Source organism: Methylocaldum marinum (genome assembly GCF_003584645.1).
Taxonomy (GTDB): domain Bacteria; phylum Pseudomonadota; class Gammaproteobacteria; order Methylococcales; family Methylococcaceae; genus Methylocaldum; species Methylocaldum marinum.
This window is the reverse complement of the sequence record NZ_AP017928.1, coordinates 4,848,253-4,861,882: the sequence shown is the minus strand read 5'-3', so window position 1 is coordinate 4,861,882 and position 13,630 is coordinate 4,848,253. Positions and strand designations below refer to the sequence as shown.

Sequence of the window (13,630 nt, the reverse complement as noted above, 5' to 3'; positions counted from 1 at the left end):
CCTTCCGCCGGGCACGGTTTCAGTCGTCGGTATTCGTTCCGGAATCCGCGTTGGCGCAAGCGGCATCCAGAAACCGGAAAATGGCCGGATTCCCGCAACCCGCGGCATTGAAGCGCAGCCAGGGCGAAGCTTCCTGTTGAGGTCTGAACAGGGCGCCCGGGGCCAGCATGATGCCCTGCTTGGCGGCCGCCGCGGCCAGGTGGGTGGCGTTCTCCGAGGCTTCGCGCCGGGCCCAGATGAACAATCCGTCTTCCGTATCCTGGTAGATTTCGAGTCCGCTGGCTTCGAGATTTCTAACGGCCTCGCCGCGCGCCTTGCGCAGGCGCGAACGCAGTTTTTCCAGGTGCTTCCGGTAATAGCCGTCGGTGAGAAGTTCGTAGACCAGGCGCTCATCGATTTCCGAAGTGGTCAGGCTGGTGAGGAGTTTGAGGTCGGTGAGACTCTCCGCGGTTTCGTACTTGCAGGCCAGGAAACCGACCCGGAGACTCGCTGAGACGGTTTTCGAAAAGCTGCTGACGAACAGCACCCGCTCCAGCTGGTCCAGCGTCGCGAGGCGGGTAGCCTGCCCGGTCAGCAAATCCCCGTAGATATCGTCCTCCACGATCATCAGATCGTGACGCTCGGCCAGTTGCAGCACGCGGTGGGCGACCGGCTGGGTAATGCTGACCCCGGTCGGATTGTGCAGCAAGGTATTGGTGAAAAACACCTTGGGCCGGTGCTCCCGGATCAGGCGTTCCATCGCCGCGGTATCCGGCCCCTGAGTGGTCCAGGGCACCCCCACCAGCCGCGCCCCGGAAAGCTTCAGGTAACCGAACAGGGTGTAATAGCCGGGATCGTCCACCAGCACGGCATCGCCCGGTTTGACGAACAGCCGGCTGATCAGGTCCAGGGCGTGGGTGGCCCCGCGGGTGGTGACGATCTGCCGGGGGGAGCAGCCGATGCCTTGGTCCTCGAGCCGCCGCGCGAGCAAAACCCGCAGCGGCTCATAACCGGCCGGCAGGCCGTAGCCGGTCAGATAGGCACCGCTTTTGCGGGCGAGCGTGCGGAGACTGCGCTGTATGCCCTCGCCGTCCATCCATTCGCCGGGCAGCCAGCCGGCGCCCGGCATGGCGAGATGGGATTGTTCCTGCAAGGCGTTGCGGAGCAGCCAGAGCACATCCATGGCCCGCTCCAGCCGGCAGGATTGATTCGCCGCGCCGCTGGGCTCCGAGCGATGCGCCACGTAAAAACCCGATCCCTGCCGGGATTTCAGATAGCCCATCGCCACCAGCCGGTCGAACGCCTGAACCACGGTGAACTTGCTGACCCGGTGGTCTTCCGCGAAATGCCGAATTGACGGCAGGCGCGCGCCGGGCCGCAGGGCGCGCTCGTCGACGCGCTGCTTGATGCCGGCGACGATCTGCTCGATCAAGGGGCGGCTGTCGTGGGGATCGAGATTAAGCGAATTCATGATTGTATTGCCTCCGCGACCGGTACAGGTTGGCCGGACCGATCATCAACTGTATCTGTATTGTCCGCAACCGGCGATCTATTGTACGGCCCTCGCGGAACGAGAACACGCTAGGGGAATCGCTTCTCAGGGAGTCGAACAGACCTCGGCGGCCATCCGTCGCAAAACGCGGCAACATCGGCGTTTAATGGCATTAAAGGCCAGGAAAAATCAAATTCTAACGGGAAACGATCATGAAACTTTATGACATGGAATTATCGGGCAACTGTTACAAGATCAGACTGCTTTGTTCATTAGACATTATCGGAAACTAGCATGACAGTCTGTCATTGAATAACGAAGAGAACTTAAGAGAACTAAGGGCAAGAGTATGGTTTCCTACGAAGACGTGAAGCAAAAGCCGAAGACATTGATGGCCATGACCAGTCTGAAGGCCTCCGAGTTTGAGGAACGCTTGGTTTCTTTTGCGGCGACAGGGGACGAAGAAACCGGCAGGAACCTGACTAAAGGAGGGCGTCCGCCGATTATCGCGAGCATGGCCGATCGGCTGCTGTTCATCCTGTTCTATCTGAAGACCTACCCTCTGCAAGAGGTCATCGCGCATCTGTTCGGCATGAGCCAACCCCAGGCCAACTTCACGATCCACCGGTTGAGCAGGGTGCTCAACAAGACACTTGACGCCCGCGGGCACAAGCCCGCCCGGCTCACCGAGGAGATGCTGTCCAGGCTGGAGCAGGAGACGCGGCAGGACTTGGGCATAGACGGAACGGAAAGGCGCATCAACCGCCCCGTCAACAACCTAGGGCAACGCATCCACTACAGCGGTAAAAAAAATGCCACACCGTGAAGAACAACCTTGTCGGCGGCCTGGAGGACAGGCAGGTCAAGTACTTGGGCTCGACCCATGAGGGCAAGAAGCACGACAAGAAGATCTGCGACGAAGAAGGGACCCGGTTCCCCGACGGCGTCGAGTTGTATCGCGACAGCGGCTTCCAGGGACACGAACTGGCGAATGTCACAGTCCACCAGCCGAAGAAGAGGCCGCGCAACGGCCGGCTTTCGGCCGACGACCAGGAGGCCAACCGGCTCCGCTCAAGCATCCGCGTGATCATCGAACACATCCTCTCGGGAATCAAGCGGTGCCGCGTCGTCAAAGACGTGTTCAGGAACACCAAGGAAGGCTACGACGATGTCGTCATTGAATTGGCCTGCGGCCTGCACAATTACAGGCGCTACTGCCGAAACCAGAGTTATTGATAGCCGGCCTTTTCCTCTGTTCCGGTTATGAAAGGTGGTTTCCGATAATGTCTATTGTTGGAGCTGAGCTACGAATCCATCCCCGTCAACCTGATGACAGGGGAACATAAGCAAGCAGTCTTCCTGGCCTTGAATCCGCGCGGCCAGGTGCCGGTGCTGGACGATGCCGGCACCGTCGTGTGGGATTCCATGGCGATTCTGGTGTACCTGGCCCGAAAATACGGCGGCGATCGCTGGTTCCCTAGCGAGCCCGAAGCGATGGCCAAGGTCATGCAGTGGCTGGCCTTGTCGGAAAACGAAATCCTGTACGGGCTTGCACGCGCGCGCGCGGCGATCAGATTCAATCGTCCCTGGGATCCGGCGCAATGCCAGGAGCTGGGAAGATCCGGACTGGGGGTCATGGAAAACCATCTTGAAAACAACCCATGGCTCGCGACCGACCGGCCGACCATCGCGGACATCGCCTGTTATCCGTATGTCGCGCTGGCTCCGGAAAGCGGCGTCCCCTTGGGCGATTATCCCCACATCGGACAGTGGATCGCGCGCATCCGGTCCCTGCCCGGTTACGTGGGCATGCCCGGACTCTGAGAGTCCATTCGGCATTTGAATGAACATTTATTGTGGTGGCATAGCGGAGCGTAACCCACCGACTCAAGGTGGCTTGGTCGAGCCGTTACGCCGGGAAAGGATTCCCGGCCTACTAAACCAACATTTTTCGGTTTGGCATAGAGCGCGAAGTCGGTCGGCAATCCTTTGCCGACGCAGCCCGTCGGCGGGAGTTCTGTCGGCAAAGGATTGCCGACCTACGCATTTCCGATGCTCACCGCCAAGCCGCAATAAGAAACACTCTAGGAAGGCAAAAAATCCATGCACATTCCCATTTTTCAGATCGATGCATTCACCACTCGCCCGTTCGGCGGCAACCCGGCTGCCGTGTGCGTACTCGAGCGCTGGCTGGACGATGCGGTTCTGCAATCCATCGCCGCCGAGAACAATCTTTCCGAGACCGCTTTCCTGGTCGGCGGAAACGGGCGCTATCGCTTACGCTGGTTCACGCCCACGGTCGAAGTGGACCTCTGCGGCCATGCGACACTGGCCTCGGCTTACGTGGTGTTCCAGGAAATCGAGCCGAGCTTGCGGGAGGTGCGCTTCGACAGCCGCAGCGGCGAACTGCGCGTGAGCCGGGAAGACGGGCTCATGACCCTGGATTTTCCGGCGAGTCGCGGACGGATCTCCGACTGCCCGGACCTCTTGGCCAAAGGACTGGGCCGCAGCCCCCTGGAGGTCCGGCGCGATGCCATGTACCTTTGCCTATTTGCCGACGAAGCGGAAATCCGCTCGATGCGCCCGGATTTTTCGGCGTTGGCGGAGCTCGACCTGATGGGCGTCATCGTCACGGCGCCGGGCCGAACCGTCGATTTCGTTTCGCGCATGTTCGCGCCCAAGGTCGGAATACCGGAAGATCCGGTCACCGGCGCGGCGCACTGCCTGCTGACGACCTACTGGGCGGAGCGTACCGGGAAAACCCGCTTCACCGCGCGACAACTGTCCAGCCGGGGCGGCGAACTCGAGTGCGAGCTGCGGGGCGAACGCGTTCTCATCTCGGGCCGGGCCGTAAAATACCTGCAAGGCGAAATACAGCTTCAATTCTTTACCGAGGAATCAACGATCCCATGACGATTCGATTGTCCCGCCGTGCCGAACGGCTCACCAGCTCCCTGATCCGCGATATTCTGCAAATCACCCAGCGGCCCGGCGTGATTTCATTCGCCGGCGGCCTGCCGGCCGCCGAAGTGATGCCGCCCCTGGATTTCGAAGGCCTCGCCGACGATTATCGGCAATACGGCCCCAGCGAAGGCGAACCGGCCCTGCGCAGCCTGATCGCGCAAAACCTGTCGACACTGGGCATGGATTGCAGCGTCGAACGGGTGCTGGTGACGTCCGGCTCGCAACAGGGCATCGACCTGGTCGGCAAACTGTTCGTCGACGAAGGCGCCAAGGTTTTACTGGAAGCGCCCACCTATCTCGCGACGATCCAGGCTCTCGGGGTGTACGGCGCGGAATTCAAAGGGCTTCCGCTGGCCGCCGACGGCATCGACCCGGACGATCTTCGCCGTGCCATAGCTTATCGCCGGCCGGCGTTCGTCTACCTCATCCCGACGTTCCAGAACCCGTCCGGGTTTTGCTACACCGACGAAATCCGGCGCGCGGTAGCCAAAGTTCTGGACGAAACCGACATCCCCCTGGTCGAAGACGACCCGTACCGGGACCTGGTCTACCGCCCGGTCGACCGGACCCCGATCTGCACCTATCTGGAACGGGCACCCTGGGTTTATCTCGGGAGCTTTTCCAAGATCACCGCGCCGGGTTTGCGGGTGGGCTATCTCGCTTCGTCGCCGTCGCTCTTTTCCGGACTGGTTCGGCTGAAGCAATCCAGCGACCTGCACACCAACCGGATCGGCCAGGCCTGGCTAGCACGGTTTCTGGGCTCTGCCGGGTTCGACGAACACATGGCCCGGATGATCCGAATCTACGGGGAACGGCGCGATGCCATGCAGGCCGCCCTGGAACGCCATTTCGAGGAACTCGCCGAGTGGCGGGCGCCGGCCGGCGGATTATTCTTCTGGCTGCGACTGACCCGCGAGTGCGACACCCTGGCGGCGCTGCACGCGGCCCTGACGCGCGACGTCGCGTTCATGCCGGGCGATCCGTTCTTTCCCGCCCCTGCCCTCCGCTACTCGGCCTTGCGCTTGAATTTCAGCCATGCGGCGCCGGAAAACATCGAGCGGGGCGTCGCCTTGATCGCGGAAATTTTGGGCGAGTTCGCCAAATGAAGACGAAAATTTGGATTGCGCTGCTGGCGGTTTATATCGTCTGGGGTTCGACCTACCTGGTGATCCGCTTCGCGGTGGAGACGCTGCCGCCGTTTCTGTCGGGCGGGCTTCGCTTTCTCGTTTCGGGCGCGATCCTTCTGATCTGGCGACGCGCGGCCGGCGATGCTCCGCCAACCCTTCGCCAATGGCGCTCGGCGGCCATTGTCGGCACCCTGCTCCTCCTCGGCGGTAACGGGCTGGTCTCGTGGGCCGAGCAGACCGTCCCTTCGGGCATCGCCGCGCTGATCATCGGCGCGGTACCGATGTTCATGGTGATCGCCGACGCGCTCAGGCCGAACGGCGGCAGACCGACCGCTGGCGTCATCGCCGGCCTGGCCATCGGTTTCAGCGGGATTTACCTGCTGGTCGGGCCTTCGGAATTTTCCGACGGGCTGCATTTGAACGTCTTCGGCGTGACGGCGCTCCTGATCGCCGGTTTTCTATGGGCGATCGGCTCGATCTGCGGCAAGACCCTCGACCTGCCGAAGTCCGCCTTGATGACCACGGGCGCGGAAATGCTGACCGGCGGCTTCGCCCTGATGGCCGCCAGCGCGGCCAACGGAGAATTGAAGGGATTCAGCTTTGTGCAGGTTTCCACCGACTCGTGGCTCGCCTTGGCCTATCTCATCGCTTTCGGCTCGATGATCGGTTTCGTCGCCTACGCCTGGCTTTTACAAAACGCGCCCATCCCGCTGGTGGCGACCTATGCCTACGTCAATCCGCTGGTGGCGGTGTTCCTCGGCAACTGGTTCGCGCAGGAACCCTTGACCCCGCGGATTTTGGCGGCGTCGGCGATCATCGTCGGGTCGGTGGTGTTCATCAACAGCGCGGGCCGGTCGAACCGGTCGAAACCGCCCAAGAAAGCGATGGTTACGGCGAACGAATAGTCCTTACCCATATCCCGCCGCCCTGCATACGGGCGGCAAAAACTTCGGAATGGAGCAATCTACCCATGCACGAGCACGGCTATTACGAAACCCTAGCCGAATACAACGCCTGGATGAACGAGAAGCTCTACCGGGTCTGCGCCGAGATTCCGGACGAACTGCGGAAAAAGGATCTCGGCGTCTTTTTCCGCTCGATACACGGCACGCTCAATCACCTGCTCCTGGCCGACATCATCTGGATGGGACGTTTTACAGGGCAGCCCCTGCCGAGCGCTGCCTTGGACCAAGAGCTTCATTCCGATTTCGACGGCTTGCGGAGGGAACGCGAAGCCATGGACCGCCGGATTCTCGACTGGACCCGGACACTCTCGCCCGACCGCCTCGCCCAGCCCTTCACCTACACCAGCCTTTCCGACGGCAAAACCCGGACTCGACCGTTCCGGCTGCTGGTGACGCATCTCTTCAACCACCAGACCCACCACCGCGGGCAATTGACAGCCCTGTTGAGCCGGCTCGGCTACGACTACGGCGTCACCGACCTTCCCTGGCTGCCGAGCCTTTGCGAACTCGATTCCGTCAAGGCGGAATGAAGCGCTGGAGAACTTCTACAATGGGCCGGCTGGAGCGCAGAACTGGGCAACATGCTGTCGCCCCGATTCTATGCGACTGAAAAATTCGGAGCACCCTTCATCCTCAAGGCAAGTACATGACTTTTTCGAGTAGGTGACAGTTGAGGATGTTTTCCGTGGACTTCCCTCAAGAAGTCTGAAACATCCTTTTTGAGGTCTGCCGCAAGATCACCCATCCAGTTTGCGACCTTAGCCAGATCGCGCAAATCTAGTGTTTCATATGCAGCTATAAGAACTGAGCCAATACAAGCTCCTAGGTAAAACGAAGCAGCACATGCGCCTACCACCGCGACTATTTCAGTTACAGCCGCTGCTGTTGCAGCGGTCCCCAAACCGACTGGAACTGTCAGGAATATCTCCGACACGGTCGCGCTCGCCCCTACCATTGTTATACCACCAGCTATCGCGCCTACCGTCGCTAATGTCGTATTCAAAGTGCCAAACAATGACTGCGGAACTGGAAGACCCAATGCTTCCATGTTTGCCGCAAACGCCTCAGAAAATGTTCTATTGGTCATTAGGCTAACCTCATTTCTCAGTTTGGAGATGGCTATCAATAAATGCTTTTGCCACTTTCAGACTAGATTTATGCAATTGACGGTATGCTTTTATCGCTTTTATTCGTTTCCCTGCGCTTAGCAGTTCCAAGACATCTTCATCTGTCTTTATGTTCGGTATTTTTCTTCTATTTAGTATGAGTGTCGCGACAGTCACCAAGGCACTAGCAAGTGCGACGCAAATTATAAGTTCGGCGAAAGACATTTCTTAACCCCTCTAATGACTTTCCTGATGTCAGCTTTTTTCTCTCCGACTAAACCGAGTCAGAGCAAGCCCGCGTAGGATGGATAGAGAGCAGCAAAACCCCATACATGGGCACCAATTTAAGCGAAAGTATAGACATTTATCGCTTGCTGATAAGTATTCGGCTTCTTTTTCCGATAGGTTCACCGAGCACGGTAATTGTCAAGATTGTTGCCGCGTTTTCTACACTGTATTTTTTACAAGAACGGTGTTCGTAGTGACTGGCTTTTCCGGATTGAGCCAGACCTCTCGCACAGGGTCCCAGTTTCGAATCTGCCGACTCCAGCGTTCGGCAGGGGTGACAAACTGGATGGCGCTGTGCCGATGTTCATGGTTGTACCATTGGACGAACCGGTGCACCCATTGCCGCGCGGCATCGAGGCTTTCGAAGGGCTTCGATGGATAAGCAGGGGTATATTTGAGTGTCCGAAACAGGCTTTCGCAATAGGCGGTTGGTCAACCCGTTGCCTCGGAAAAGGATTCCCGACCTGCTCGCAAGTTTCCGTACGGTAAATATGAAAGTGCTCGAAACCGTGATGAGAATCGCGCCGGCTTTAGCCGTTTCTGAAAGTCGACCGCAAAACGATAATCGCCCCCTTGCCGAAACCGTAGCTGGTGAGCACGATGCTAGCCAGCAGATACGAACGGAATGCCGCCTGAAACCAGCCTTCCGTCGGCGCGGGCGTATCCAGCACCGGAAACATCGCCCGCATCAGGAACAGGCTGGAATTGGTGAATGCGCCGACCACCATGGCCCAGCGCACGTGCCAGGGCAGCGGCACACGGGCGGCATAGAATCCGAAAATCAGGGCGCTCATGAGCAGAAAATCCAGGTGCGCCTGCAAGAGGCGGGAGAACTTGCCCCCGAAAATGGTGGGCAGCACGGGCACCCCGAACCCCAGACCGACCATGCACCAGGCTAGCACCAGGGCCATCAACAGCCACAGTGTGGCGCCCCTGATCAATATCACGTTCCCCGCAAGTTCCGAATCTCGATGCATGGCTATTCTCTTCTTCTTTTCCGGTTACCCATCGGCGCTGCACAGTATCAATCCCCCGGCCTTTATTCGCCGGCCCGGAACGGAAGTAAAACTTGACTGAAACGGCGGTTCGGCCGTTTACAGCGGTTTACCGCACGCCTACCATGCGGGCTCATTGCGAACGACGGGGACTCTATCCATGGACACGACCAACAGTACGGCCGTAACGCTATCCACGGCCGATGTGCCGAGACGGGAAAGGCACGGCTGGCTGCGGGAAGTCATCGGCCGGGAGTACGTCAGGGTGGAAATCGGCCCGCCGGCCGACGGCGCATTGTTCAACGAGATGACGATCCATCCGTGGCAAGACCTGCGCCTCTCCGTGATCCGTTCCAACGCGATCGGCATCGAACGGCTGCCGGGCGAGCCTTATCGGGCCGATCAGGACGCTTATTTCGCGGTGGTCCTGCTCTCGGGCCGGTACTCCCTGGATCAGCAGGGGCGGGAAGTATTTCTGAGGCCCGGGGACATCACCCTCTACGATGCCACCCGACCGCATCGCATCCACTGTCCCCGGAGCTTCTCGAAACTGATCGTCTCCATCCCCCGGGGGATGCTGCGGGAAAGAATCGCCGGAATCGAACACTGCACGGCGCTGCGGATTCCCGGAACCGAAGCCATGGGCGCCGTGGCATCCCGGTTCCTCCGTGCGTCCGCCGGGCAGGCGGGCCGTATGAATTCCCGCGAGTTCTCCGCTCTCGCCGGACACGCCCTCGACCTCCTGACCCTGGCCCTGACCTCGGTGCGTCCGGGAAATTTCAGCCTCTCACGAAGCCGTTCGCACTCGCTGTATCGGGTCAAGGCGTTCGTCGAGCGCCATCTTGCCGAACCCGGACTGAATGCCGGCACGGTGGCGAAGGGCACGGGCCTGTCGTCCCGCTATATCAACGATCTCTTCAAGGACGAGGAAACCTCCCTGATGCGCCACGTCTGGCGGCGCCGGCTGGACCAGTGCGGCAAGGACCTCCTCGACCCGGCGCACGCCGGCCACAGCCTGTCCGAAATCGCCTTCCGCTGGGGGTTCAACGATCTGTCCCATTTCAGCCGGGCTTTCAGGCAGCGCTTCGGCTGCTCGCCGCGGGAATACCGGCAGCACGCGTTGGGGCCTGGACGCCGGTAGTTCCGAACGCTCTGTTGGACACCCCTGACGTTCTTCACGGCATCCGGAATGCGGTAAGCCTGCTGATCCTTCAGTCAGTGCCGGCTGCGGCATAGTCCTCAGCCCAACCGGAATCGATCCCCGATCGTGCCGTTTGCCGGTATGATCCCCGTATGCTCAAACTGTCACGAGTCAGCAAAAGCTATGAGGGCGTTCCCGTGCTGCGCGAGATCGATCTTTCGATTCCGAAGGGGCAAGTGACGGTAATCATCGGAGCGAGCGGCTGCGGCAAATCCACGCTGATCCGGCTGGTCAACGGCCTGGTCCGGCCGGACCGCGGCACCGTCGAGCTGATGGGCATGCCGGTTACCGCAGCTACGGTCCTGGCGCTGCGCCGCCGAATGGGCTACGTCATCCAGGAAGGAGGGCTGTTTCCGCACTTGACCGCGCCTGGCTTTTACAAAACGCGCCCATCCCGCTGGTCGCGACCTACGCCTACGTCAATCCCTTGGTGGCGGTGTTCCTCGGCAACCGGTTTACGCAGGAACCCTTGACCCCGCGCATCCTGTCGGCGTCGGCGATCATCATCGGATCGGTGGTGTTCATCAACAGCGCGAACCGGTCGAAACCGCCCAAGAAAGCGATGGTTGCGGTGAACGAATGGTCCTAAAGGATATTCACCAAGGCATGGCGGGCTTGTGGCGGCGTCGAACAGGCCGTGAGCGATGCCTGACAACCGCAGCGTCGCCGCAGAATTTGGTAGTGGCGGTTTTGGAAACCCTTGATTCGCGACGAAGACAACTTCGAGCGCTCCCTACATTTTTCAATGTCGAGTAAAGGGGAAGGTTGAGGTCCTTTCTCGTGCCGAAACGCGGTCTTGCCGAACCATAGCCCGCATACGAGGCAAGCGGGATCCCGGACGCTCGAAGCCCCGGAGTCCCCGCATTCTGCTTGCACTCCATCCAGGCTACTCCGACCGCGAACCCACCGCCTGTAGTCCGGATGAAACGAATCGAAACCCGGGTACGCGGTCGCGTGGACTTTTCCGCCATTCCGCTGCGATACATGCGGGCTATGAATTCTACGCGGGCTTTAGTATTCCAATTTTAGAGACCCGATGACGGAAAGTGGCTCGCCCGGGTTTATATCGAATCTCGGATTTCCGGCAATATCCAGAAACTTGTAGTATTCCTTGTCCAGGATGTTGTTCACGTTCACTTGTGCGGTAATTTTTGAAACGCCGATGTTCCATTGATAGGCGGCCATCGCATCCCAGCGGACATATCCTGGTAATTGGACATCGTTTTGCGCATTGCCTTGCCTTTTATCCGAGATATAAACGCCCGTACCCAACTTGAATCCAAAAGGCAACTCATAATTGACCCAGAGGCTGCCCGCATGCTCCGGCACATTCGGCAAACGGTGCCCCTCGTTCCCATTGTTATCATTTAGCACTCGGGTATCGGTATAGGCGTAGCTACCGATTAGGCTGAATTCGTCGGTCAGATGGCCGGCAAAGTCGAATTCGATACCTCGACTCCGGGCTTTACCGATAGCCTCTTGAATGGACGGACCGGTGGCGGTTGAAGGATCTATCCGTGCAGCGGTCAAAATGTTTTCCTTGGTCAGTTCGTAAACCGCCAGATTGGCGTTGAAACGTCCATCGAACAATTCCAGTTTCACCCCACCCTCAAATTGTTCTGCGAACTCGGGATCAAACGGCTTGCCGTCCGCCGATTGCCCCGCATTGGCGGCACCCAAGGCATGCGTCCAGTCGGCATACAGGGATAACCAATCCCTCGGGCTAAACAGGAGCCCGACGCGGGGACTGAATTCGTTATTTCGAACGGTGTCCAATTTCGGTGAGCCGGTCGAAGAAAGACCGCTCGCATTTTCGGACCAGTCGTAACGGCCGCTGAAGAGCAAATGAAGGTTATGGGTCAGATCGATCTGATCCTGGAGATAAACGCCAAACCACTGTTGCTTGGTGGAAAAGAAGTTATTGATGGGAAGATTGTCCGGGATTCTTATCCCGTAAACCGGGTTAAACGTATCCAGTGTCGGAATAAAAGCCGCGCTGCCCAGAAAAGTTACGCCGCGGCTGCTCTGAAAACGAAGAAAATCAAAACCGACCAATACGTTATGCCGGGTGCCGAAGACATCGAATTTCCCGTTCAGATTGATATCGGTCGCATAGGTTTCCCGTTCGGTGGAGCCATTGAAAAGTCCTCTGTTGATGGTCCGATTATCCCCTCGCAGGGAAACGGGAATGATGTTCCTGTTGAAGGTGTCTACGAAATTTATGACAAACTTTTGTTGCACTCGCCAGTCGTCGTTGAATCGGTGCGTCCACGTAATGTGTCCGAGATGGCTTTCTGCCTCATTCAGGGAGAAATCCGGCTCGCCGATAAATCGGCTGATGGGGACTTTGGCGGGCCGATTTCCAATTGCCGGAATTCCGCGATCGCCTTTTACCGCATCGTCTTTGAACTCGTATCCGAAGTTGATATCGGTATTCTCAGTAAGCCTCCAAGTCAACTGGGGCGCTACGAATTTGCGTTCCCGATCGATAAAATCCCGAAACGAACCGCTGTCTAGATAGACGAAGTTGAGGCGGTACGACAGGTCGCCGTTATCAGTAACCGGCCCTGTGGCATCGAGGGTCGTGCGGTATAGATCAAATGAGCCGAACTGCTGGCCCAGCGAATAATAGCGTTCGGTCAACGGCTTTTTCGTCACCATATTGACGAGACCGCCCGGCTCGATGCGCCCGAATAATGCCGATGCCGGCCCCTTTAGGACCTCGGTACGATCCAGATTGGCGGTTTCGAAAGACTGCTCCGCAAGCCGTAATCCATCTCGATACACCCTAAATTGCGTATCGAAACCGCGAATAATGAATGAATCGAAGAGATCGCCGAGTTGGCGCTTTACTTGGACGCCGCTGACGTTTCTCACAACATCCTCCAGTCGGATGGCCTGTTGATCGTCCATCACGGCCCGCGGCACCACCTGGATCGATGCCGGCGTCTCCATGAGCGGCGTATCGGTCTTGGTGGCAGCGAAGGAATCGGGGACGGCGTAGTTCTGGTCGTAGGGATCGGTCGGGTCGTAGGCCGCTGTGTCGCTCACGGTTACCTTCGGCAGGTCGACCGCCATCGATTGGGGTTCCGCCGCCTTGGCTTTCTCGAGGGTGACCGTCCCGTTCCGGTTGACGCGGGCGGCAACTCCCGTCCCCTCGAGAAGCTTGTCGAGTGCTTGCCGCGGCGTGTAACTGCCGCTGACGCCAGGGGAATGGACGCCGGTGCTCAGCTTACCGTCGACCACCACCTGCTGACCGGAGGCGGCGGAGAATTCCACCAGCGCCCTGTCCAGCGACTGGGGCTCGATGCGGAAGGCCATGGGACCGGCCGATGGCTCGACGTCGCCCGCCTGCGCGCCGTTGGCGAGCAGCAATGCCAGGAATAGCGGATGAACGGCAGTACGATGGACTTTTCGGGTCGAGATGTTTGGCTGGGAATGTTGTTGTTCTTGCATTTCCGTGTTCCGGTCAAAGGGATCGTTCAGGGTTCTTGTTGGCAGGCCTTCTGATGG

General features: G+C 59.0%; 14 protein-coding genes and 1 pseudogene. 9 read left to right on the top strand and 6 right to left on the bottom strand.

The features are described 5' to 3' along the window. Positions 1–19: 19 nt before the first annotated feature. Positions 20–1,450 (bottom strand): aminotransferase-like domain-containing protein, encoded by a 1,431-nt coding sequence (locus sS8_RS21735; RefSeq protein WP_119631594.1) that lies wholly within the window; start codon positions 1,448–1,450, stop codon positions 20–22. A 370-nt stretch (positions 1,451–1,820) separates the two neighbouring features. On the opposite strand from sS8_RS21735, the gene sS8_RS21730 reads away from it, so the two are divergent. The 7 genes from sS8_RS21730 to sS8_RS21700 all read left to right on the top strand — a co-directional run bounded on the left by sS8_RS21730 (position 1,821) and on the right by sS8_RS21700 (position 7,057). Continuing rightward, positions 1,821–2,297 (top strand): helix-turn-helix domain-containing protein, encoded by a 477-nt coding sequence (locus sS8_RS21730; RefSeq protein WP_119631593.1) that lies wholly within the window; start codon positions 1,821–1,823, stop codon positions 2,295–2,297. Further along, a complete protein-coding gene (locus sS8_RS21725) occupies positions 2,294–2,707 on the top strand; it encodes a transposase family protein (protein WP_119628027.1) in 414 nt (137 codons plus the stop codon). Before sS8_RS21730 ends, sS8_RS21725 begins: the two co-directional genes overlap by 4 nt. Before the next feature lie 57 nt (positions 2,708–2,764). Next, positions 2,765–3,295 carry a glutathione S-transferase family protein gene (locus sS8_RS21720; protein ID WP_232020387.1) on the top strand — a complete coding sequence of 177 codons (531 nt, stop codon included), beginning with the start codon at positions 2,765–2,767 and terminating at the stop codon, positions 3,293–3,295. Between the two features lie 279 nt (positions 3,296–3,574). After that, positions 3,575–4,384 (top strand): PhzF family phenazine biosynthesis protein, encoded by an 810-nt coding sequence (locus sS8_RS21715; protein WP_119631592.1) that lies wholly within the window; start codon positions 3,575–3,577, stop codon positions 4,382–4,384. After that, entirely contained in the window at positions 4,381–5,541 is a 1,161-nt protein-coding gene (locus sS8_RS21710) for an aminotransferase-like domain-containing protein (RefSeq protein WP_119631591.1), read from the top strand. Before sS8_RS21715 ends, sS8_RS21710 begins: the two co-directional genes overlap by 4 nt. Continuing rightward, positions 5,538–6,467 (top strand): EamA family transporter, encoded by a 930-nt coding sequence (locus tag sS8_RS21705; RefSeq protein WP_119631590.1) that lies wholly within the window; start codon positions 5,538–5,540, stop codon positions 6,465–6,467. Before sS8_RS21710 ends, sS8_RS21705 begins: the two co-directional genes overlap by 4 nt. A gap of 65 nt (positions 6,468–6,532) precedes the next feature. After that, complete coding sequence (locus tag sS8_RS21700; protein WP_119631589.1) at positions 6,533–7,057, top strand: DinB family protein; 525 nt, start codon at positions 6,533–6,535, stop codon at positions 7,055–7,057. 68 nt (positions 7,058–7,125) lie between these two features. Here the strand turns inward: sS8_RS21700 and sS8_RS27795 are convergent, their stop codons facing one another. From sS8_RS27795 to sS8_RS21690, 4 genes and pseudogenes are all read right to left on the bottom strand, one after another. After that, entirely contained in the window at positions 7,126–7,614 is a 489-nt protein-coding gene (locus sS8_RS27795) for a hypothetical protein (protein ID WP_145986644.1), read from the bottom strand. A gap of 10 nt (positions 7,615–7,624) precedes the next feature. Further along, the gene (locus sS8_RS27790; RefSeq protein WP_145986643.1) at positions 7,625–7,858 is read right to left on the bottom strand and encodes a hypothetical protein; all 234 of its coding nucleotides are present in this window, start codon (positions 7,856–7,858) and stop codon (positions 7,625–7,627) included. Between the two features lie 222 nt (positions 7,859–8,080). Further along, positions 8,081–8,344 (bottom strand): annotated as a pseudogene (locus sS8_RS21695) (integrase core domain-containing protein); the annotation flags it as partial. 107 nt (positions 8,345–8,451) lie between these two features. Then, on the bottom strand, positions 8,452–8,898 hold the full coding sequence (locus sS8_RS21690) for a hypothetical protein (protein ID WP_119631587.1): 447 nt from the start codon (positions 8,896–8,898) through the stop codon (positions 8,452–8,454). 178 nt (positions 8,899–9,076) lie between these two features. Between sS8_RS21690 and sS8_RS21685 the strand changes: the two genes are divergently transcribed. After that, positions 9,077–10,057 carry an AraC-like ligand-binding domain-containing protein gene (locus tag sS8_RS21685; RefSeq protein WP_119631586.1) on the top strand — a complete coding sequence of 327 codons (981 nt, stop codon included), beginning with the start codon at positions 9,077–9,079 and terminating at the stop codon, positions 10,055–10,057. A 152-nt stretch (positions 10,058–10,209) separates the two neighbouring features. Continuing rightward, positions 10,210–10,590 (top strand): ATP-binding cassette domain-containing protein, encoded by a 381-nt coding sequence (locus sS8_RS21680; RefSeq protein ID WP_119631585.1) that lies wholly within the window; start codon positions 10,210–10,212, stop codon positions 10,588–10,590. Between the two features lie 538 nt (positions 10,591–11,128). On the opposite strand, the gene sS8_RS21675 is transcribed toward sS8_RS21680, so the two are convergent. After that, the gene (locus sS8_RS21675; protein WP_119631584.1) at positions 11,129–13,573 is read right to left on the bottom strand and encodes a TonB-dependent siderophore receptor; all 2,445 of its coding nucleotides are present in this window, start codon (positions 13,571–13,573) and stop codon (positions 11,129–11,131) included. Positions 13,574–13,630: the final 57 nt, after the last annotated feature.